Annotated in this window: 19 protein-coding genes; 7 read left to right on the top strand and 12 right to left on the bottom strand. The window is 43.6% G+C overall.

Annotated features, from left to right (window positions below):
- Positions 1 to 151: 151 nt before the first annotated feature.
- On the top strand, positions 152 to 2,035 hold the full coding sequence (locus R7P67_RS16395) for a methyl-accepting chemotaxis protein (RefSeq protein ID WP_005376880.1): 1,884 nt from the start codon (positions 152 to 154) through the stop codon (positions 2,033 to 2,035).
- A gap of 70 nt (positions 2,036 to 2,105) precedes the next feature.
- Here the strand turns inward: R7P67_RS16395 and R7P67_RS16390 are convergent, their stop codons facing one another.
- Positions 2,106 to 2,825, bottom strand: a complete 720-nt coding sequence (locus R7P67_RS16390) for a 3'-5' exonuclease (protein ID WP_005376881.1) — start codon at positions 2,823 to 2,825, stop codon at positions 2,106 to 2,108.
- Positions 2,826 to 2,833: 8 nt separating this feature from the next.
- Positions 2,834 to 4,723 carry a DUF294 nucleotidyltransferase-like domain-containing protein gene (locus R7P67_RS16385; protein ID WP_033905640.1) on the bottom strand — a complete coding sequence of 630 codons (1,890 nt, stop codon included), beginning with the start codon at positions 4,721 to 4,723 and terminating at the stop codon, positions 2,834 to 2,836.
- A gap of 314 nt (positions 4,724 to 5,037) precedes the next feature.
- Here R7P67_RS16385 and R7P67_RS16380 point away from each other — a divergent pair, with 314 nt between their 5' ends.
- Entirely contained in the window at positions 5,038 to 5,679 is a 642-nt protein-coding gene (locus R7P67_RS16380) for an outer membrane beta-barrel protein (protein ID WP_256895560.1), read from the top strand.
- 89 nt (positions 5,680 to 5,768) lie between these two features.
- Here R7P67_RS16380 and R7P67_RS16375 read toward each other — a convergent pair whose 3' ends face one another.
- The 3 genes from R7P67_RS16375 to R7P67_RS16365 form a co-directional block, all read right to left on the bottom strand.
- On the bottom strand, positions 5,769 to 6,959 hold the full coding sequence (locus R7P67_RS16375) for an amino acid aminotransferase (RefSeq protein ID WP_017636105.1): 1,191 nt from the start codon (positions 6,957 to 6,959) through the stop codon (positions 5,769 to 5,771).
- Positions 6,960 to 7,291: 332 nt separating this feature from the next.
- Positions 7,292 to 7,591: a hypothetical protein gene (locus tag R7P67_RS16370; protein WP_005376885.1), complete on the bottom strand. Its 300-nt coding sequence runs from the start codon at positions 7,589 to 7,591 to the stop codon at positions 7,292 to 7,294.
- 245 nt (positions 7,592 to 7,836) lie between these two features.
- On the bottom strand, positions 7,837 to 8,067 hold the full coding sequence (locus R7P67_RS16365) for a hypothetical protein (protein WP_017636104.1): 231 nt from the start codon (positions 8,065 to 8,067) through the stop codon (positions 7,837 to 7,839).
- 260 nt (positions 8,068 to 8,327) lie between these two features.
- Between R7P67_RS16365 and R7P67_RS16360 the strand changes: the two genes are divergently transcribed.
- Both R7P67_RS16360 and R7P67_RS16355 read left to right on the top strand, forming a co-directional pair.
- Entirely contained in the window at positions 8,328 to 9,719 is a 1,392-nt protein-coding gene (locus R7P67_RS16360) for a PLP-dependent aminotransferase family protein (RefSeq protein WP_262653462.1), read from the top strand.
- A gap of 98 nt (positions 9,720 to 9,817) precedes the next feature.
- Positions 9,818 to 10,042, top strand: coding sequence for a hypothetical protein (locus R7P67_RS16355; RefSeq protein ID WP_017636102.1), 225 nt, complete (start codon positions 9,818 to 9,820; stop codon positions 10,040 to 10,042).
- 91 nt (positions 10,043 to 10,133) lie between these two features.
- Here R7P67_RS16355 and asnS read toward each other — a convergent pair whose 3' ends face one another.
- Both asnS and R7P67_RS16345 read right to left on the bottom strand, forming a co-directional pair.
- Positions 10,134 to 11,534 (bottom strand): asparagine--tRNA ligase, encoded by a 1,401-nt coding sequence (gene asnS / locus R7P67_RS16350; RefSeq protein ID WP_213868133.1) that lies wholly within the window; start codon positions 11,532 to 11,534, stop codon positions 10,134 to 10,136.
- Positions 11,535 to 11,720: 186 nt separating this feature from the next.
- A complete protein-coding gene (locus tag R7P67_RS16345) occupies positions 11,721 to 13,346 on the bottom strand; it encodes a methyl-accepting chemotaxis protein (protein WP_025767294.1) in 1,626 nt (541 codons plus the stop codon).
- Between the two features lie 293 nt (positions 13,347 to 13,639).
- On the opposite strand from R7P67_RS16345, the gene queD reads away from it, so the two are divergent.
- On the top strand, positions 13,640 to 14,002 hold the full coding sequence (gene queD, locus R7P67_RS16340; RefSeq protein ID WP_005376896.1) for a 6-carboxytetrahydropterin synthase QueD: 363 nt from the start codon (positions 13,640 to 13,642) through the stop codon (positions 14,000 to 14,002).
- An 89-nt stretch (positions 14,003 to 14,091) separates the two neighbouring features.
- Here queD and R7P67_RS16335 read toward each other — a convergent pair whose 3' ends face one another.
- From R7P67_RS16335 to R7P67_RS16315, 5 genes are all read right to left on the bottom strand, one after another.
- Entirely contained in the window at positions 14,092 to 14,559 is a 468-nt protein-coding gene (locus tag R7P67_RS16335; protein WP_017636099.1) for a GNAT family N-acetyltransferase, read from the bottom strand.
- Positions 14,560 to 14,653: 94 nt separating this feature from the next.
- A complete protein-coding gene (locus R7P67_RS16330; RefSeq protein WP_138940463.1) occupies positions 14,654 to 16,369 on the bottom strand; it encodes an EAL domain-containing protein in 1,716 nt (571 codons plus the stop codon).
- 211 nt (positions 16,370 to 16,580) lie between these two features.
- Complete coding sequence (locus tag R7P67_RS16325; protein WP_005376899.1) at positions 16,581 to 17,942, bottom strand: L-serine ammonia-lyase; 1,362 nt, start codon at positions 17,940 to 17,942, stop codon at positions 16,581 to 16,583.
- A gap of 97 nt (positions 17,943 to 18,039) precedes the next feature.
- Complete coding sequence (locus R7P67_RS16320; RefSeq protein WP_005388284.1) at positions 18,040 to 19,293, bottom strand: aromatic amino acid transport family protein; 1,254 nt, start codon at positions 19,291 to 19,293, stop codon at positions 18,040 to 18,042.
- 345 nt (positions 19,294 to 19,638) lie between these two features.
- Positions 19,639 to 20,238: a CoA pyrophosphatase gene (locus tag R7P67_RS16315; RefSeq protein ID WP_005376901.1), complete on the bottom strand. Its 600-nt coding sequence runs from the start codon at positions 20,236 to 20,238 to the stop codon at positions 19,639 to 19,641.
- A gap of 231 nt (positions 20,239 to 20,469) precedes the next feature.
- Here R7P67_RS16315 and R7P67_RS16310 point away from each other — a divergent pair, with 231 nt between their 5' ends.
- Together R7P67_RS16310 and R7P67_RS16305 are read left to right on the top strand one after the other, a co-directional pair.
- Positions 20,470 to 21,009, top strand: coding sequence for a heme NO-binding domain-containing protein (locus R7P67_RS16310; protein WP_005388282.1), 540 nt, complete (start codon positions 20,470 to 20,472; stop codon positions 21,007 to 21,009).
- A 7-nt stretch (positions 21,010 to 21,016) separates the two neighbouring features.
- On the top strand, positions 21,017 to 22,717 hold the full coding sequence (locus R7P67_RS16305) for an ATP-binding protein (protein WP_005376903.1): 1,701 nt from the start codon (positions 21,017 to 21,019) through the stop codon (positions 22,715 to 22,717).
- The last annotated feature ends 192 nt before the right edge of the window (positions 22,718 to 22,909 follow it).

Here is a 22,909-nt window from a genome sequence, read left to right as displayed (position 1 = left end):
GACGATCGAGACAAAAAAATGACACATGAAAGTTCATATTTTACAAAGAGTTAATGTGCTATTTTGTTTTTTAAAAATTAGTGAATAGTCGTAAAAAAGTGTGTAATATTCATGCACCTTAACTGTTCTCCCAACTCAAAAAACTATAAATATGAAATTATCATTAAAACAAAAGCTTATAGGCGCAAGCCTTTCTGCTGTTGTTGTGATGGCAACAGCACTTACTTGGTTGTCGGCTGGTCAATTATTTGATCAGACTCGTTCAGGTGTCTATTCACGTGCGCAAAGTCTTAGTACTACTGCGTCAGAGGGAATTTCTGATTGGGTCAATATCCGTAAAGATATTGCCACTGCGTTCAACGACTACTCGACCGAGCAAGACGTTGTTCCTTTCCTACAACAAGCTCGCAAGGCTGGTGGCTTCGATGACATCTTCCTTGGTACACCAAACGGTGATATGTACCGCTCTCATCCCGAGCGTAACCGTGCTGATTATGACCCTCGCACACGTCCTTGGTACAAGGATGCTGATGCCGCGGGTAAGCAAATCATCACAGCCGCATATCAAGACGCAATCACGAATGCACTACTTGTGACCATTGCTGAGCCAGTAATGAAAAATGGTCAGTTTGTTGGTGTTGTTGGTGCGGACGTACTGATCGATCAGCTTATCAGCGATGTGATTAACTTAGATGCAGGTGAAAACGCGCATGCGATGCTAATCGACATGAATGAAGGCACCTTCTTAGCGCATCCAGATAAAAGCTTGACGCTTAAGCCTATCACCAGTGTTCTAAAAGATTTTTCAGAAGAGGCAATTGAGCGCGCCGCCGATGAAGGTCGTATCGAAGATACGGTAATCAAAGGAAAAGAGAAGCTTTACTACTTCAATAAAGTTCCTGGTACGCATTGGATGTTTGCGATTGAAATGGATCGCGCAACAGAAGAAGCAGGTCATGCGGTATTGCTACGAGATCTATTGTTTACTGCTGTGGCGATCACGATTGTGGTTATTCTTGCAGTTTCTTGGCTAGTTGGTTTCTTGTTCCGTGACTTGAACCGCGTATCAAATGCACTGGAAGAAATTGCATCTGGCGAAGGTGACTTAACGCAACGCCTAGAACCACGCAGTGATGATGAAGTAGGTAAACTGGCGGAAAACTTCAACCGTTTTGTTGGCAACATGCACACAATGGTTACTAAGCTTAGCCACGTATCTTCTGCGCTTTCAGAGCAAGCTCGCACGACAGCACAGCAAGCTGAGGAGCGTAGTCAGCGTATCTCTTACCAGCAAGATGAAATCAACATGGTGGCGACGGCTGTGAACGAAATGGCAGCAGCGACACAAGAAATTGCAGGTAATGCTGATAGCACGGCAAGTAATTCAGAAGAAGCGGTTCAAGCTTGTTCACATGGTTCAAGCCAAGTAACTCAAACGCAAGGCTCTATTCAGAACTTAGCGCAAGAAGTTCAAGTTGCTACTGATGTGATTCAAGAGCTAGAAGCACACGGAAATAGCATCAATACGATTCTATCAACGATTCAAGGCATTGCAGAGCAAACGAACCTACTTGCACTGAACGCGGCGATCGAAGCGGCACGTGCAGGTGAGCAAGGCCGTGGTTTTGCTGTGGTTGCAGATGAAGTCCGCGTATTGAGCCAACGTACTCATGCTTCAACGCAAGAGATTCAAGAAACTATCGAGATGCTACAAGGCACAACAGCCAAGGCGGTCGGTATTATGGGTGACAGTCGTCGTCTAGCTGATACCAGTGTTGATGATGCCAATGCGGCTGCAGCGAGCTTGACGCAAATCCACACTGCTGTTGAGCGTATCAGTGATATGGCAACGCAGATTGCTTCAGCAGCAGAAGAGCAAGCATCGGTAACCACTGAGATCACTCGTAACACTGAAGGTATTCGTGATGTGTCTAACGAGCTGTCAGTCGAAGCTCATCAAGCAGCAGAACAAGCTGCTCACCTGTCTGAGCTATCACACGAACTTGAACAAGAGATTCAACGCTTTAAGCTGTAATCTTGTCTCAACCTAAGTAAAAAAGGAGCCATCTGGCTCCTTTTTTGATCGCTATTAAGCGTGAAGTATATTACAGCCAGAACTCACTGATGGGTTGCTCTTCACTGTAATGATGGGCGATTTGCGCTTGCAGCAGCTCTGCGGTAGCAATTGCGTCGGTTAATGCATGGTGAGGCGTATAGTCTGGCAGCCCATAACGGCGTCGAGATTGCGCTAGCCTAACCGATTCTGGTTTTTTCCCTTTTAGACGCTCCCAGAGAGAGCCTGAACGTTTCTGTTGAATCGTTTCTTCAAGGTGCAGCGTATCTAAAACAGGAAACTCAATACCTTCCCCTAAACGGCTTTTGAGCGCTTTATCCAGAAACTCTCTCTCGATACGACGGTAATGAACAACAATGATTTTCCCGCTTAAGCATGGTAGCAGCTCGCTTAAGATATCGCCTAAGTCAGGCGCATCGATCAATTCGCTGTGAGTAATACCGTGTATAATGACTGAGTCTTCATCGAGTGCACGCTGTGGACGTACCTTCCAATGACGCGAGTTACGTAGGAAAATTCGCTTCAGGTTAAACGGCACCAAACCAATAGTAATGATGTCATGTTTTTCAGGATTCAAACCCGTCGTTTCGAAATCTAACGCCACGAACTCCACCTCAGATAAAGGTGTTTCTGGAGCAGGCGGCTTGTTGCTATAGAACGCAATTAAATTCTCATCCTTCGCCATCTCCAGCTTTTGTTCAAACTTCGTTGGCCACTGAATGGTTGGCTTCTGAAAGAGCTTTTTAATCATGCTAAACCTCACTTAAAGCTCTTGTTCGCTTGGTAGCGGAACTTAAGGAAATTTTGACCATTGCTTAGGATCTGGAATGCATCCTTTAGGTTGCGACGTTCAAACTCAGAGAGGTTTTCCGGTTCGATATTGTTATCAGGCTCAATGCCTAGTTCCACATCCGTCGCTTGGTGACGAATACGTACCATGGAAATAAATTCTAACGCGTCTTTTAAGTCTTGTGCTCGACCTTTTGGCAAAATGCCAGCATCAATAATGTCGTCAAGACGCTCAAACGAGTTCTGTGCACGTGAACCAACCGCCAGAGAGTGAACACGAATTAAGTCGACCAGAGGAGCAGTACCGCGACGTTTGAGGTTGATGGAGTTGTTGTGTCTGCCATCTTTTTCCATCACGAAGTCTTTAAAGAAGCCCAGAGGTGGTGTTCTGTTTAGTGCGTTACGAGCCAAACACGCTAAGAAGCGGTTGTTCTTTCGAGCGCGACGAACAATAAAGCTAGTTAACTGTTCTGCCCATTTTAAGCGGCCATAGACTCCATCCAAGTCGAAAAAGATGGAGGCGTTGAGTAGTGCTTTCGGGTTCGGGTTATCAATCCAGTCAGCAAAACACTCTTCCCACTCTGAGCGAGTCATGCGCCATAGTGGGTTGGTTGCCATAATATCACCTGTGCAATATTTGTAGCCACAGGCATCTAACCCATCGCTGACGTATTTTGCTAGGGCTTCGAAGTATTTACCATGTTTCTCTTCTTGATAAGTTTCATCTAGAATGATGGCGTTATCTTGGTCAGTCACCAACAGTTGCTCATCTCGCCCCATTGAGCCAAGTGCAAGGAAACAATAAGGAATTGGCGGTGGACCAAGCTCTTCTTCTGCCATTTCTAGCAGACGCTGTTTGAAGCTTCGGCCAATGACCGACATCGCGCTACCCACCATGTGAGAGTTGGCATCTTCATTGACCAAACGCACGAAGCTGCTTTTCACTTCTTCGGCAACAACGGCTAAATCTTCGATAGTCTGTTGTTGGAAAATACTACTCACCAACAACAACGAATTCTGAGATTCATAACGAACAATGTCGGTTGTTTCGATAATACCGATTGGCAATTGGTTTTTTACCACTGGTAGGTGATGTACGTTGTAACGCAGCATCGTTAACATTGCTTCATAGATGTAAGCGTTGTGGTCAAGAGACATGACCTCCGTGGTCATCACACTGGACACATCGTCCTGTGGGGACAAACCTTCAGCTAACACACGGGTACACAAGTCACGGTCAGTAATGATACCAAGTACTGGGGACTGTGGATCGTCTTCGTCACGAACGAAATCTGGGTCGACGATAAGTAAAGCCGATACGTTGTCATTCGCCATTTGCTGCGCGGCTTGCTGGATTGTCTGACCACGATCAATCGTATGAGCATCGCCAGTCAGCAAGGTTTTCACTTTCGACGTCGTCAGGTCATTGGCGTCTTTGTTTTCTGAAATGGCTTGGCGTAAACGAGCGCTATTTTCAACTTCAACAAAATCCGCAAAGGAATCAAAGTTATCGTAAATTTCTTGGAAAATGTCACCAGGAATACAGTAGAGCAGGGTATCCTCAATGGCTTTTACCGGAAAGCGGACTTTGTTATTGGTGAGCATGCCCATCTGGCCAAATAGGTCACCTTCGTCAAGGCGGTTATACAGCTCACCTTTGCGTCGATAAACTTCAACAACACCGCTTCGCACCACGTATAAATCTTGGATATAGTCTCCAAAATGGATGATGGGGGTATCTTCTCGGTAGTACGAGATTTCGACACTCTCTGTCACCTTGTTTAGTGTTTCTTCAGGGAGTTCATTGAACGGGGGATACTTGGCGAGAAAGTTGTAAATCTCGAGAAGTTCTGCATCCATCGAAGGCGCCTTTTAGTTCGCAAATAATAAAGTAATCTTAACTTAGTTTTAAAACAGAGTCTTATCTGAACCGCGATTTTCGTGCTCAGTCATAAGATTCTGACATATCGCACGATAAGGGAGCTTCATTTTTACTACTATATGATCACCTCAATTGAAAAAGACGTCGTTGATATGTTTTCTTCGTGATGACTGATGAGATCTTTGGCTGTTTCAGATCGTTATCACGTCTTTAGATTACGCTATTCTTTTTGAGCCAAGTAGCTCAGGCGATGGAATACAGTGTTTAGATAATTCTCATGAAAGGAAGTCGAATGGTGAGAAATTTATTGCTTGTTTCTTTAGCTGCTTTGCCGGCGATATCAAGCGCAGCGGTCATGGACCAAGCAGAAAAATTTGGGTACGAACACATTCATTTGGATGTTGGTGCCGGAACGACAAACGAAGAATGGTTAGATAACTCTAATGCGACCACAGTTGGACTCGGTGGTAACTATTTGTTTACTGAGAACTGGTTGTTTAATGTTGATTACTCAGCGCAGTTTTTCCATCCGGATGATTTTACTCTTCGCATTGACCGCCTTTTGTTTGGTGGTGGTTACCGTTATGGAGTTACAGAGCAATTCGATATCTACGGGATATATGGAATAGGCGCAATCAAAGCGAAAGCGACGGACGACAAAACGGATAATACGTTGTCTTCCGATAGCGAATTGATTCAAGCTGTAGCTGTTGGGGTGAATTACTTGCTCAGTGAAAAGCTTATTGCGACAGCTGAAGTGGAGTTGAACCGTAGTGATATCGTTGATGAGAACAATTTTAAGATCGGTTTTAACTACCAATGGCATAAAGTCATCGGCACTGGTCTTTTTTATCAGTTTAGAGATACTGATTACAGCGGTGAAAGCTCAGATTACGTCAATGAAGTAGGGCTGAGTTTGAAGTTTGTCTACTAGATCGGACGGGTTCGTTTTTGGCGTTAAGTTAAAACAAAAAAGGTCAGCTTATGCTGACCTTTCCTTTTAATAAAGTATGCGACAGTCGATTATAAAACCGCTGCAATGCCTTTACACAGAGGGCCCATATTTGACTTCGTCATACCAGCAACACTGATTCGGCCAGAACCGACAATGTAAATACCGAACTCTTCTTTAAGGCGGTTAACTTGCTCTTTAGAAAGACCAGAGAAAGAGAACATACCATTTTGACGTTCGATGAAACTAAAGTCTGCGTCCACACCCTCTGCTTTTAGTGTCGCTACAAATAGTTCACGCATTTCTTGAATACGGTCACGCATTTCTGCTACTTCAGCTTCCCATTCCGCACGCATTTCGGCGTTGCCAAGAATGTGAGTCACGACAGCGCTGCCGTGTGCAGGTGGGTTAGAGTAGATAGAGCGAATAATGGCTTTAACTTGAGAAAATGCGGTTGTTGCGACTTCTTCTGACTCAGCTACTAACGTGAAGGCACCTACGCGTTCATTGTATAGGCCAAAGTTTTTCGAGAAAGAGCTCGCGACTAGGATTTCTTTGTTGTATTTAGCAAAAGTACGAAGACCTGCAGCATCTTCTTCCACACCTTTAGCAAAGCCTTGGTAGGCGAAGTCGAACAGAGGAAGCAATTTCTTCTCTGCGACAAGTTTCGCCAATGTTTCCCATTCTTCAGCTGTAGGATCGATCCCTGTAGGGTTGTGACAGCAGCCGTGTAGAAGCACGATGTCGCCTTCAGATGCAGATTGCAGATCATTTAGCATCGCATCGAAGTCTTTGTCTTTTGTTTCAGCATTGTAGTAGCTGTATTGTGCCGTTTCGATACCAGCAGCAGTAAATACGCCGTTGTGGTTAGCCCATGTTGGGTTGCTGATCCAGATCTTTACATCGCCTAGTTGACGTTTAATAAACTCGCCGGCAACACGTAGTGCACCAGTACCACCCGGAGCTTGAGCTGTTTTAGCGCGTTTTTCGTTTACAATTTCTGCATCAGAGCCGAAAAGCAGTTTTTGCACTGCAATGCCGTACTCTGCTGTGCCTTCGATGGTTAGGTAAGATTTGGTTTTTTCAGTTTCAACAAGTGCTGCTTCAGCTTTCTTTACTGTCGCAAGAACGGGAGTTTCGCCTTGCTCGTTTTTGTAAATACCTACGCCAAGGTTAATTTTGTCTGCGCGAGCATCTTTTTTAAACTCTTCAGTAAGGCCAAGAATAGGGTCAGCCGGAGCGGCAACTACTTTTTCAAACATAATCTTCATCCATGTTAATCGAAGGGGTGTGCTAACATTTATACCTTTCAGCAATATTGGTTACAACCGTTACTGAAAAGAAAACCTAAAAAAGTTGCGATTTGAAACAGAATTCTAACATAACTAAAGTTTTTGCCATGAAAACGTTTGGTAGGCACAGAGTTTGAAGGGCATTTATGCCATGGTTGGAGAAGTTTTGCACACATCCCAATCGTTTCAATTCAGTGCTTTGCGTTAACGCGTTTATAGTTGTCTTGTGAGGATTTGTTGAGACAAAAACGCCCCACCAAAGGTGGAGCGTTTACTGTTAGAAGTATGGATATCGGTTGGGGTTATTTCTTCAGATTGATTTCCGACTCAACCGCATTGGTTTCGATGTCAGGGTTAGAAGAAAGTTTTTCAGTCGCCCAGTCGTTCATATGCTTTAAGATCGCTTTTAACGCGTGCTTTTCGGTTGGTACTTCTGTCTTTTCAACTTCAAGTTTTTGCTTCGGATGCGTACCCGTCGCATCTTCTGCAACGTGTAACCAATCTGGATGCCAGTAATAAGGTTGGCCGGAAGGAGAGCTCCAAGAATGTACGCCGTTGGATTCACCTTTGTATTTAATATCTTCTTCGTTGTATTTCGCCATTATTGTTTTCTCTCATAATCCATGAGTTGAGGTGTGCATCACCATTACTATTTAAATGTAACAGATGTAATGAAAATTAATGTGATAACAATCGACTTATTTTGCCCTTTGAACGCTATAGAAGATGCGTACTTCTCATTCAGAAGAATTTACTATTTGGCAGGTTTTAGCTTTATTTGTGTTTAAAGCATACAACGATGGATTCGCCTACCTAATGCTATTCATGAACGGTGATAGAGCCTAAACTACTCGTCATTCAAGTGTTTGAGAATCGCCGCTTTTGCATGCTCTTCTGTCGCTGTTTCTCCATCAGGGACTTCAAGGTCAGCCTTTTTGTGTTCACCCAAAGCATCTTCAGCGATATGCAGCCAATCAGGATGCCAATAATAAGGGGTGGTACTGCCAGGATGGTCCCAACTATGTACACCTTTATGTTTTCCGCGATACGAGAGATCGTCCATTGTAAAAACTTTCATCGCTTCCTCCTGATTTAAAGACCGTAGCTCGAAGTGAGTTTAACGGCACTCAGTCCAACGTAAAACCTTGGCTTTTAGGTATTGCAAAGATGTGAGGCAATATGTGTGTAACAGTCAAAGTATGGGATATAAACGCTCACTTCGTGGCTGAAATATCTATTGATAAGCTTGATAAATTACGTTGCTAAATTGAATACTCCCATATCAGAATGCTGGCACGAAGTATGCTATGGTGCGGCTGTAAGTGAAATGAGGGAAACATGAACCGATACCGTCAACTGGCTGAGCTGTTCAAAACGCAGATTCAGCAAAATACATGGAGAGCAGGGGAAAAGCTGCCATCAGTGCGTGTAACAAGCCGAAACCATTCTGTCAGCGCAGGTACGGTGTTACAAGCTTATCAGCTGCTCGAAGCACAAGGTTGGGTCGCAGCGAAACCTCAGTCTGGATACTTTGTTACTGCGGAGTTGGATCGCTTCGAACCGAGTTCTCCAGCCACTTCCGTTTATCGCTCTAGCATCAACGATGAACTTTACGACTACCTCAAAAATCAGGCCTCACCGAATGCGGTGAAGTTTGGCTCCGCGTTTCCAGACCCAGCATTGTTCCCATTAGAAGCGCTAAACCGCAACCTAGCCAGCTCAGGCAGGAAGATGGGGGCAGAGGCGTTATTGGATAACTTGCCGCCGGGCTGTGAGTCTCTACGCCGTTTGATTGCTCAACGGTACATCCAACAAGGTATGGTGTTTACCCATGATGATATTGTCGTTACTTCTGGCGCATTAGAAGCATTGAATTTGAGCCTTCAGGCCGTGACCCAGCCTGGAGATACTGTTGTAGTTGAATCACCGACGTTTTATGGCGCACTTCAAGCGATTGAACGTTTAGGTCTAAAGGCGATAGAAATAACGGTGGATCCGTTAACTGGACATTCAGTGGATCAAATTGAAGCGACTTTTGCCGGCAATGATGTTCGCGCATGTTGGTTAATGACTAACTTTCACAATCCAACAGGAACCTTATTAAGTGACGGGCAGAAGCAACGTATCGTCGAACTGGCTGACAAATACGATGTGTACTTGATCGAAGATGATGTGTATTCAGAGCTTTATTTTTCTGAAAAAAAGCCAAGCTCACTTAAAGCTTTTGATACACAAGAGCGCGTGTTGCATTGTGGATCATTTTCAAAAAGCCTTTGCCCTGGCTATAGGCTGGGCTGGGTGGTAAACAAACGCTTCAATGAGCAACTTCAAAAGCTGCAACTTATCTCGACGTTGTCAGGCAGTGCACCAATCCAGCAGGGTATCGCGCATTACTTGCAAAACGATAGTTATGATAGCCATCTTAGAAAACTGCGAAAGAATCTTGAGCAGCGGCAATTGGCGTTTATTGAACTGGTTGATAAGTACTTTCCCCAATCGATTCGTTACACGCAACCGGAAGGCGGCTATTTTCTTTGGATAGAACTGCCGAAAACAAAGTGCGGAAAAGCGATTTATCAGAAGTTATTGGAAGCGAACATCACTGCAGCATTTGGTCAGTTGTTTTCTATCGCTCCAAATTATGAGAACTACCTGAGGCTTAATACATCGTTACTTGTAAATGATGAATTAGAACAAGCCGTGAAGACGGTCGGAGAATTACTTCATTAGCCAACTGTTTACCTGTTTTTTGCTCAAACTGTATCAGTGGACGATACCGAAGCTGTGTTTCAATCATGGGCAGACAACCATTTAGGTTAGGAGCCGTAATGAAAAAGCAGTTGGTAAAGCATGAACTTAGGTTGATGGGTGTTGCTATTTTTAGCGCATTTTTGTTGGTGTTTGCACACTTGATATTGGCGAAATCTTTCTCTCATATGGTTTGGACGGAATACACTGCTGCCGTTATCCCATTTGTGATGTTTGGCTTGTGTGTGGTTGGAGTAAAATACGCAGCGCGAGCAGATGAGGATGACGACGAAAATAACAACTAGAGTGCATACATCGGTTGCTAGAAAATCATTCGTACAAAATAAAAGACCTCCACATGGGAGGTCTTTTTAATTCAATATCACTAAAAAGTGATTAGAAGTTCGCAGAGCGAGGAGTACGTGGGAATGGGATCACGTCACGAACGTTGCCCATACCAGTTACGTAAGATACTAGGCGCTCGAAGCCTAGACCGAAGCCTGCGTGTGGCACTGTACCGTATTTACGTAGGTCGCGGTACCAGCTCATATGTTCAGGATCGATACCCACTTCACGCATACGTGCATCTAGAATGTCTAGGCGCTCTTCACGCTGAGAACCACCGATGATTTCGCCGATGCCCGGTGCTAGAACGTCCATCGCTGCAACTGTTTTACCGTCATCGTTAGCACGCATGTAGAATGCTTTAATGTCTTTCGGGTAGTTCTTAACGATTACAGGTGCTTTGAAGTGTTCTTCAGCAAGGAAACGCTCGTGCTCAGAAGACATATCGATGCCCCATTCAACTGGGAATTCGAACTCACGACCTGAATCAAGAAGGATCTGGATTGCGTCAGTGTAGTCAACTTGCGCGAAGTCAGAAGAAACGAACTGCTCTAGACGAGTGATTGCTTCTTTGTCGATGCGTTGAGCGAAGAACTCAAGGTCATCGCGACACTCTGCAAGCACTGCTTTAAACACGTACTTGAGCATGTCTTCAGCCAGTTTCGCTACATCATCCAGTTCTGCGAACGCAACTTCAGGCTCAACCATCCAGAACTCTGCTAGGTGGCGGCTTGTGTTTGAGTTTTCAGCTCGGAAAGTAGGGCCGAAAGTGTAAACTTTGCTTAGCGCACAAGCGTAAGCTTCTGCGTTTAGCTGACCAGATACGGTTAGGAACGTCTCTTTACCGAAGAAGTCTTCGTTGTAGTCCACTTTACCAGCGTCAGTGCGAGGAAGGTTTTCCATGTCTAGCGTAGATACGCGGAACATTTCACCAGCGCCTTCAGCATCTGAAGCCGTGATCAACGGCGCAGATACCCAGAAGTAACCTTGCTCGTGGTAGAAGCGGTGGATTGCTTGAGATAGGCAGTTACGTACACGTGCTACTGCACCGATTACGTTTGTGCGCGGACGTAGGTGCGCTACTTCACGTAGGTACTCGATAGAGTGACGAGTTTTTGCCATTGGGTAAGTGTCAGCATCTTCAACCCAGCCTACAACTTTAACGTCTGTTGCTGCTAGTTCGAAGTCTTGACCTTTCGCAGGAGAGGCAACAATCTTACCAGTTACTTCAACAGAGCAGCCAGTAGTTAGCTTTAGTACTTCGTTGTCGTAATTATTAAGATTATTAGGGACCACGGCCTGAATCGGGTCGAAACAAGAGCCGTCATAAATGGCAAGGAAAGAGATTCCAGCTTTGGAATCACGACGTGAACGGATCCAGCCACGAACAGTTACTTCACTGTCTACTGCTAGCTGACCTTTCAAAACGTCTGATACAGGCGCGTAAGTCATGTTTTCAATATTCTCCATTGAGGTAAAAATTCAACTCAACACTTAAAAGTGCCTGTCTCACAACAAAATTGTTTAAAAAACAAGCTAAGCGCTGAGTTGGGTAGCATTTTACAGATTCAACGAGACATATTACCTGTCAATTCGCTCGCATCAACCTTTATATTCGTTTTGATGGGGAGAATCTCTCTATTTATTCACTCTTTTGTGCTCTGAAAGTGTGAATTGGTTTAGTAATTGCTCTAAACGTTCGGATAGATGCTCTAAATCAACACTAATATCACGCGTGTGCGATGCTGATTGCGATGTGTCGTTAGCATGCAGTGTGATCACATCTATTTTAGACTGAATATGCTGACTTACATCAGATGTGGTTTGCGTCTGGTTTTGGATATCTTCTGCATGTCTGAGCACTTGGCGCATTTCGTCAACAACGTTATGCATTGTGGCTGATAGTGCCTCGACATCGACAGAGCGTTGATGAGCAAACTGGCAGACGGTATCAACAGAAGTTAATGACTCTTCACTTCCTTGCTGGAATTGAGAAATGATATGTTCAATATTACCAGTGGCTTCAGCCGTCCTAGAAGCCAGGTTACGCACTTCTTCCGCGACGACCGCAAAACCGCGTCCTTGCTCTCCGGCACGGGCGGCTTCGATAGCAGCATTCAACGCGAGCAGATTGGTTTGTTCTGCAATACCCTTAATAACCACAAGAATGGACGACACTTCTTCGGTTCTTTGATTTAGAGAGCTGATTTTTTCCCGTACGGTATCAATGTTACTTACTAGTTGTTTGATGTCTTCACTGACGTTGTGTGCTTGGCTTGCACTATGAGTGGCGACATCAACGGTGTGATTGACCAAAACAGTAGCGTTGTTAGTCGAGTCCTCAACCGCAGTTTGTTGCTGCAACATATCGGTGATATTACTTTGTACTTCGTTGGTCTCTAGCTGTTGGTTATTGGCCGCTTTATCTGTGGACTGCGCGACAGCAGTTAGTTTACTCGCGGAGTCGGCAAGTGAGTGAGAGGTGTCTTGCACACGTTCTAAGCTTTCGGAGACCGTATCCATGAATGAATTGATTGCAGTAGAAAGTTGGCCCACTTCATCCTGTTGGTGATGCATAAGTCGTTGAGATAGATCTTTGCTATGGCTCACATTCGACATGAATTTCGACGTTCTTTGAATTGGTCGTACAATGATTTTCTGAATCAAACTCATCGTTATGATGAAGCCCACAAATGCGATTACGGCCATTATTCCCATCGCAAACATTGCCTGTTTACTGATCATTGAATTGACATGATTCATGTTGTATTCCAAGCGAATCGCGCCCAACACTTCTCCTGCTGGTGCAACGTGGCAAGAAACGCAGTTGGTGCCACGGTAATTTTCGCTCGATTTCATTGGTAGCGCGACTACTAACCCTTTGCCCCAATCGGCTGAGATTGGTTCAATCACCAGTTCACCATTCAACGCTCGTTGATCAATATCATCGACAGGCTGCTGGTTTTGTTGCCCAGGTCCGTAAAGTTTGGTCACAGTATCAGCTCGCAACACGCGAACTGCTTCAATGCCTTCTTGGGCCAGGGCTTTTTGACGTAAGGTTTCTTTTTGCGACATGGTGCCCGTAAGCATCATCATATTTAGGCTATCGAAATAATTGCTAGCCTTATCATGGAGTTGTTCACTAAGAACATCATTGATTAAGGTTTTTTGTTGATGGTATTGGTAAGCCGTAGAGGCAGCTAGAACGCAGCTGAAGACAGCAATTAACGCCAGTAAGAGCTTAAAAGTGATAGTTGAGCGCATAAATTTATAAGTGTAATTGGAACGAACTGCACAATACTAATGTGCACAAATGCGCACTGCGAACAACGAAATGAATGATTGTGACCCCACACATGTTGGGGATATGTAATTGTGATGTGAGTGCTGTGTAATCAAATGTTTGGCGCGTGACAGAAATACGGCGCTTTGGTATGAGTGATAGCAAAGAGGCCAGGAACAAGCGGAAGTTTTTGCTACGCTTGTATGGGGTAACGCTTGTCTCTTGGCAGCGAATTCCTTAGTATTGCCTGTCTTTTTAAAGCCTGAGAATCAAGATGAAAACAGAATTATACAAAGAGTTTATGTTCGAAGCAGCACACCATTTGCCACACGTACCAGAAGGTCACAAGTGTGGTCGTTTGCACGGACACTCTTTCCTTGTTCGTCTTTATGTAGAAGGTGAAGTTGATCCACATACAGGTTGGGTAGTGGATTTTGCAGAGATCAAAGCTGCATTTAAACCGATTTACAATCGCTTAGACCATTACTACCTAAACGACATTGAAGGGTTAGAGAACCCGACTAGCGAAGTGTTAGCAAAATGGATTTGGCAGCAGCTTAAGCCAAGCTTACCACTGCTAAGTAAAGTAGAAATCAAAGAAACGTGCACAGCTGGTTGTATTTACAAAGGCGAATAAGTCACTTTCTATTGAGCATTAAACAAAGGCAAGCGAGAAGCTTGCCTTTGTTGTATCTGAATGGCCCAATTTTGATTATGCTTCACCAGCTAGCTTAATGGGTGTCGTAGAATCCATTCTTTTTCATTATCACCCAATGTTGTTTCCTCTGTATTAATGAATCCGCACGCATCAAAAAAACTGATAGCGTATTGCTGACTTTGTGGGACAGTGGCGCAAAGAGAGGTGCTTTTAGGGTTAATGGTATACGCATAAAGGAACAGTTTACGCAATGCCTCACTCCCAACCCCTTGACGTTGGAAACGTTGATCAATCATCAAGTATTTAAGCTCCAGTTCGTATCGTTTAGCAAACGGCGCATGTTGGGAGAAACCTTTATCGATAACAAGGTAGCCTACTAATAGATCATCAGAATAAATCGTAAAGAACGCCTCTGACTTACTACGTTTTTGATAAGCCATTTCAAACGGTGTAAAAAATCCTTTTTGCTCTTCTTGCACATCCAATTGCATCAAACTTGAAAAATCTTTCAGTTTGGTGGGTTTAATCGCAATCATCGCTCAATCACAAATTGGCGGCATACCTTTATGCCACCACGAGTTTTTATAGAGTATTAGATCTATTTTAAGTAACTAACCGAGTGAAGAAAAGCTAGCAATGAAGAGGGTAATAATAACCTTGGTGAATATAGGCGCCCAATGTTGTGAGTAAGTGAGCACTGTCTGCCGTTTCTACGCCTTCAACAATGACCGTGCAGCGATACGTATTGCCCATAGCAATTAACTGACGCAAGGTTTCTATCTTTTTATCATCAGATTTTAGGCCAATAACAAATTCTCGGTCGATTTTGAGGTAGTCCGGATTCAGCTTGCTGATAAGCGCCACATTATTATTGCCGGTGCCAAAGTCATCAATACTGATTTTACAATCCAGTGCTTTTAGTTTCGCGACATTGCCATAAATCTCAGAGGTATAATACATCGATGCATTTTCTGTGATTTCGATTGTCAGCAAACGGCAATCCCGATTAGATAGCTCTCTATATAGGATTGAAAAGTTACGCCCTCGCAGCAAAGAAGGACAAACGTTAATGCTGATAGGGATGGGCAACGCTTTTTGTTTGGTGTAGATGGAATCAATCACCAGTAAGGTATGAGTTAGCAGCAATCCATTGCGGATCAGTGTTTCAATAAACCGTTGCGTATTTTTTACCTTAAACCGGGAGAGGGCTTCGTAGTGCACAATCTTTTGTGCCGACGTGTTATAAATCGGTTCCAGTTTTATTTTGAATTGTCGAATTGCGCACAAGTAAGCCATAAAGGCTTGTAGGGAGCGGTGACGCAGTATAATGAGAAAAAGTAAGCTCAGTAGAATGATACTTTGAAACGGTCCAGAGATGTAATACACCTCTTTATAGCCACTATTCTTTACGTGATAATTGAAGAAGCGTTCATTGGTGTTACCAATCTCTAACGATGTTCCGGTATTCGTTGATAGCTTCATACCGGAAAGAAAAAAACGTGAAATATGATTTTCAACATTGTCGGATAAGTTAATGTTTTTAACACGAACCAAAACAGTTGCGTTATTTAAGTCAAATGATTGGGTCGTGTAATTGCTATTGTTACTCCACTCTTCAAACGCTTTTTTGCTGACAGGGACAACGGTTTCTGGAGTGACTAAGCATCGAATATTGAAACGATCTAGCATCATGCTCGATTCCACCAACTTCACATTATCAAATAGTGACTTCAGTTCGCTTTCATTAGCAAAGCAACTCCTGCGGGAAAGGTTCTCTGCAATTTCGAAGGCGTTATCCAGATAATTATGTTTAACGATGCTGTTTATCGCGTAGTAACAGATAGCAAAGAAAATGATCGCAGTGATCAACACAACCCACATTGCTTCTGAATAGATCTTTTTATTACGCAGGCAAATACGAAGCGCTTTGCGAAGACTATTGGTTGTGTATTGATTGATCTTCTGTTGATGTTCGATGCCATTCTGATGGTTGTTTTGCATAGTAAAAGGGATGAAGTATCCGGTCCGGTGAATGTTTTCGATAATGTTTTTGTTAGTGGTTAAATGTTCTTCCGTGAGCTTGCGAAATTTCTTTCTTAGAGCGGCCACCGCGTTTTTAAAGCCATTTTCAGGCAGTGTCATTTTGTATTGTTGAGTGATTTTGCTTTCTATTAACCGCTGACTAATCGGCGTATTTAAACTGCCGTATGTGGCGATAGTTGACAGAATGGCGTACTCATTTGGGTTGACAGGAATGGAGTGGTGGAGTGACTGATTGAGCTCTAGAGATATTTCGTTTTCGGACAAGCAAACGCAGATTTGGTTTCCAATTTCAAACCTAATCATGTGTTGATGTGCTCCAAGTTTAATTTTTGGCTACGTTATCAATAAAGCTAGGGAAGAGATGTGATTTTTTACTGAGATATCCATAATATTTGGATATATTCAACGTTTTAGGTTTTTTTTACTTGTCCTGATAACGCATTCTCCTGGGTTTTTGGGGTATAAAAAAACCCGAGCATAAACTCGGGTTTTGATTGGTATTCAGAAAGGCGTGTTAGCAAATCACTTTGATTGCTAGACCACCTTGAGATGTTTCGCGGTATTTCGCGTTCATGTCTTTACCTGTTTCTAGCATGGTTTCGATAACCTTATCTAGAGAAACAGTTGGAGCTGAAGAGCGACGTAGTGCCATACGAGTAGAGTTGATTGCTTTTACTGCCGCAATACCGTTACGCTCGATACATGGAACCTGAACCTGACCTGCAACTGGGTCACACGTTAGACCTAAGTTGTGCTCCATTGCGATTTCTGCTGCCATACATACTTGCTCTGGGCTACCACCCATAAGCTCAGCAAGGCCTGCTGCTGCCATAGAACATGCCACGCCAACTTCACCCTGACAGCCAACCTCTGCGCCAGAGATAGACGCGTTACGCTTGTAAAGACCTCCGATTGCGCCAGAAGCTGCAAAGTAACGGATGTAATCTTTTTCAGTCACAGTTTGGATGAACTTATCGTAGTAAGCCAGTACCGCAGGGATGATGCCACACGCACCGTTAGTTGGTGCCGTTACTACGCGGCCACCAGCTGCGTTCTCTTCGTTTACTGCGAAAGCAAACATGTTTACCCAATCAACAACAGACATTGGGTCGTTTGTTGTCTTTTCTGAAGTAAGTAGCTGCTGGCGAAGTGCTGCTGCACGGCGAGGCACACGCAGTGGACCAGGCAAAATACCTTCTTCATTCATACCGCGATCCATACACTCGCGCATTGTGCGCCAGATGTTCGCGAAATAAGTACGAGTTTCTTCATCTGAATGAAGCGCATGCTCATTCTTCATGGTTAGTGCGCTGATGGACAATCCACTTTCGTGGCATTGGTTAACCAGTTCCTCTGCCGTTGTAAACGGGTAAGGTACTTTTACTGGGTTCTCAGCTTCTTTACCGAAATTTTCTTCATCAACGATGAAACCACCGCCGATAGAGTAGTAAGTTTTTGAGTACGCTTTTTCGTCATCAATCCAAGCGTGGATCTGCATGCCGTTTTCGTGTAGCTCTAGGTTTGTTTTGTGGAAGTTCATTCCACCTTCACGTGGGAACGATACTGTGTGACAGTGCATGCCAACAGGAAGGCGTTCAGTTTCTTCTACACGAGCGATAAAGCCCGGGATAGAATCGATATCAACTTTCTCAGGAGTGTTGCCTGCAAGACCCATGATGATAGCAATATCTGTGTGGTGACCTTTCCCTGTCAGTGATAGTGATCCATAAACGTCAACGGTGATTTTAGTGATGTCGCGCAGTTTTCCCATTGCACGAAGATCATCAATAAACTCTTTACCCGCTTTCATTGGGCCTACAGTGTGTGAGCTTGAAGGTCCAACACCGATTTTATAGATATCAAAAACACTAATCATATCGATTACCTCAGAAGAAAGCCTCCCAAGGGGAGTTGGGAGGCTTAATTTTATCGTTATATTTTTGGATTAATCATACTGCACTGGGCAGAGGTGATTAAAGAGCGCCGTAGATTACAGAACTAATTGCAGCAAGACCACAGATTGCTGTGAAAATTTGCACAGGTGCTGAAGTTTTGTACTTAGCCATCGCAGGAACTTTTTGCATTGCGAAGATTGGCATCAAGAATAGGATTGCCGCAATCATCGGTGCACCCATTGTTTCAATCATACCTAGGATGCTTGGGTTAACGATAGCAACGATCCAAGTTGTGATTACAATGAAGATTAGAGACATCTTCTCGATCTTGCTTACTGGTGATTTTGAACGAGATTTCACTAGACCAACTAGACCTTCGTGCGCACCTAAGAAGTGGCCAAAGTAGCTAGAGGTGATCGCTGCGAAAGCAACCAATGGACCCATGTAAGAGATCAGTGGAGATTCATGCACGTTTGCTAGGTAAGAAAGAACAGAGATGTTTTGCTCTTGCGCTGTTGCTAGTTGCTCTGGAGACAGAGAAAGTACAACAGAGAAAACGAAGAACATAACAAAGCCCATCAGCATCATTGCTGCGCCACCAGTGATAGCGTCAGTTTTCTTAACTGCGTCATCACCATATACACGACGTTGCTCTTTAGAGAACTGAGAAATGATTGGGCTGTGGTTGAAAGAGAACACAATAACAGGGATTGCTAGCCATACGATAGCTGGCATTGCACCCCAGTCAGGCGACACTTCCATCATTGAAGTGTTCCAACCAGGAATTAGGTATACAGACAATGCTAGTAGGATGAACACGAGAGGGTAAACCATTGCTGAAGTTGCTTTCAGCATAAGCTCTTTACCGAATACTACACCTGCTGTCATTGCAGCAATAAGCGCACCAGAAAGTAGCCAGCGAGGAATAGATTCCATGCCCATTTGGTTAACTAGGAAAGAGTCAACTGTGTTTGTGATACCAACACCGTAGATAAGTACGATTGGGTAGATAGCGAAGAAGTAAGCGAACGTAATAAGGTTTGCGCCAGTCTTACCAAAGTGCTCTTCTACTGTGTCGGTGATGTCCGCTTCAGGGTTTTTCGCAGAAAGAACGAAACGAGCTAAAGATTTGTGTGCGAACCAAGTCATTGGTGCTGCGATTAGGGCTAGGATTACTAATGGCCAAAAGCCACCTGCACCTGCTTTAATAGGAAGGAACAGTACACCTGCACCTACTGCCGTACCAAAAAGGGACAGACACCAGGTAAAGTCTTTGTAAGAAAACTTACTAGACGATTGTGCGGTAGAAACCGCAGAAGTAGTTGTATTCATTTTTTAGTTACTCATTTTGGGAACAGGAAATAAGTCGGGAGTAATTTTGCAAGATTTTACACTAGGAAAATTAGATCTAAATCATTTATTGCTTACGCTTATTGAATGATATGTCAAAAACCTGCTTTTTATCACGAAAATGATGTGCTACTCGTGATTTCTGCTAATGAGTAAAATTAGAAAAACTTATCAATAGGGCTGTTTGTATAAATTTATTTCACCGCAAGCGTTTGCGGTGAAAATGGAAAATTAATCTAATGTGAATGAATGTTTATGAAGCAACGTTTTATTAATATTGATGCGCATAATGATCGCGCCTATAAAAGCACCGATATCAACAACTGTTTAATGTGAAATAATATGTTTTTGCATTGATTCGATAATTTGTGCCGTCATGCCCCAGATGAAATGCTGTCTATATGGGATAGCAAATACACGATGACTGCTTCTTTTTAGGTCAAATTTGGTGCTATACAATTTTTTGGGGTTCAGAATATGGTTGGCAGGAACCTCAAAAACTGACTCTACTTCATTTGGGTCAATATGCGTTTTATATTCCGGAGAAACAAAAGCCAAAAAAGGTGTCACATTAAATTGACTAATCGTTGGTAGTGTAGGCAGTTGGCCAAACACATGAATATGCTCATCTTCTATCCCAACTTCTTCTTTGGTTTCTCTTAAAGCGGTATTCACGAGCTGAATATCTTCCTGCTCATATTTGCCACCGGGAAAGCTGATTTGTCCCGGATGATGGCGTAAGTGGGCTGCGCGCTTAGTCAGAATGACTTGTAACCCGTCATCGCGTTCCACAAAACCGATTAAGACTGCCGCATCTCTCAGGGACTTTTCTTTCATCCATTTCAGTCGTGCAAGGGACTCTTTGTGGTAGCCCGTTGGAAGCCGAAATTGAAAGTTCTGTAGTAAATGAGTTTTGTCGATAACCAAACTGAGTCCTTATTTATCGTGCCTAACCATTATCTATTATACTCAAAGACGGCAAAGCGTATGGCGTTATCGTTACTGGTTACCAAATAAAGCATTCGCATTAAAACACTCGCCAGCACTTTCCCTCTTTGTGTTGTGTGTCTCACTCTGCTTGAACATATTAATTTGAAACTTATAAGGTTATACACCATTCTTTATTTTAGGACGTCACTATAGGGCAAGTATTGGCCAATGAAAGGGATTATTTTCACCGAGTTCATGGAGTTAGTGGAAGAGAAATTCGGTCTTGATGTGTTAGACCAAGTTCTCGATCTTTCTAACGATGAAGGTGTTTACACTGCTGTTGGTAGTTACGATCACAAAGACTTGGTTAAGTTGATCGTGAATCTCAGTAAAGTATCTGGTGTTCCCCCCGAGCAACTGCAAGAGGTGTTTGGAGAGTGCGTCTTTTTGAATTTACTTCGCTCTATTCCTAGTCACGCCAGTTTGCAACAGTGTGAAACGACGTTTCAATTTGTTCGCCATGTTGAAGATTTTATTCATGTCGAAGTTAAGAAGCTCTATCCTGATGCTAACCCTCCGCAATTTGATTTCATTAGTGAAAACCAATCCCAATTGGTATTTGACTACCACAGCGCAAGATGTATGTCTCACGTATGCTTAGGATTGATAAAAGGTTGTGCTGCACATTTTGGTGAGGTAGTTCATATCAAACATCAAAACCAGTCAGAAGATGGCAGCAAAGTACGTTTTTGGTTAGAGGCTCAATAAGAACGATATGACGGGAAGTTCCTCATTAGAAAGGAAACTCAAACGAGAAGTTGCATCAAGAAAAGCAGCTGAGCAGCTGTTGGAACAGAAAAGCTTAGAGTTATATGAATCCAACCAGCAACTCAGTGTTGCATTGAAAAAGCTGGAGCTGAAATCTAAAAAGGATCTTCGTAAGTTTGAGTTTGAAGAGCAAATTGATGCCACGTTGATTAAGTTCGGTCGTACTTTTTTATCGAGCACGTTCGATGAAGCAATGATAGCGAGCTTTATTGAGCAGCTCACTTCTAACTCGATCATTTCTGCGGCTTACTTGTTTCTTGACGCTACAAAGCTGAGCTCATTACGTCGTCATCACTTTGGTCACTTACAGCTTCGTCATAACAACGAGATTTTCACCACTCCTAATTGGCAGGGAGAGAATTTGCATTTGCCAGTTATCATTGATGGGGAAACGGTTGGGGAGTTGATTTTCTCTGTGTTGCAAGATCAAATCGATCAGTCTTTTATTTCCAAACAGATGGAGCTCGTGTCTGACTTAGTTCATGGTGTTATTGGTCGACACTTAAGTTTAGAGCGAGAGGTCGAGCTGAGAAAGCGGGCTGAGGAATCAGAAAAAGCGACGAAGGAGTTTGTCGCCATGATTAACCATGAGCTGCGAACTCCTCTCAATGGCGTATTGGGTAGTGCGGAGTTATTGAGTCGAACCCAATTAGAAGAAGAGCAGCGTCAATACTTGAGCAATCTGACTCAATCAGGGGACTTATTGAGAGTTATCATTAATGATCTTCTTGATTTCAGTAAGATGAATGCCGGTATGATGGAAATCATACATAAAGTCTTTGCCTGGGAGGAACTTGAAAAAGCCATCATGGGTGTATTTGCAGCTAAGGCTGCGGAAAAACGTATCCATTTCTCTATCGACAAAAAGCTGGGGATCCCGGAATTTTTAGTCGGTGACTTAGAGCGCATTACACAAATTTTGGTTAACTTGGTGGGAAACGCGATTAAGTTTACTCACTTGGGTGGCGTCGTGTTACGGGTGGAATGGCTTAACGGCACGGCTTATTTTGAGGTTGAAGACACTGGTATTGGCATCCCAATAAAAGCACAGCCGTCACTATTTGATCCATTTGTCCAAGTTGATCGCTCGGCGAAACGCAGCTTTGAAGGCTCAGGTTTAGGTCTCGCGATTTGTAAAAACCTTGTGGATTTGATGCAAGGTCAAATTAGCTTTGAAAGTGAAGAGCGCAAAGGGACAACTTTTAAAGTTGCTATTCCTCTTGAGGAAGGGCAAGCACAAGGCACAGCAGAGGGGGAATTGGTCACCATAGAGCGAAGCGATTTAGCAGGACGCTCAATATTAGTGGTTGATGACATCAGAATGAATCAAGTCATTGTTACTCAAATGCTGAAAAAACTCGACATTACACCTGATTTAAAAGCCAACGGCAAAGAAGCATTAGAAGCGGTGAAAAGTAAAGACTACGAACTGATATTCATGGACTGCCGAATGCCAGAAATGGATGGCTATGAGGCGACGATGTATCTGAGAGAGCGTGGCTTTACTCATCCTATTATTGCATTAACCGCTGGCACTACCATCGAAGAGCGTCAAAAGTGTATTGATTCAGGCATGGACGACATCCTCACTAAGCCGTACACCGCAACCGATATCGAACAGATTATGTGTAAGTGGCTTGAGCAGTAGACGCTGCCTCTTAAAAAGTATGTTTGTTGGCCAACGGCTAAAAGCTAAAGTACATGCAAATAAAACACACAAAAAAACGCACCACACTGGATAATGCCGATCATTTAACGATGTTTTTTGGGTCATTCTAGCGAGCCTTGGCTAGACTAAGAATCTAGTAGCAGCACGCCGAGCGGATAATGAAACAAATTT

It is taken from the genome of Vibrio sp. Vb0937 (genome assembly GCF_033338855.1).
This window is presented reverse-complemented; position numbering and strand designations above follow the sequence as displayed.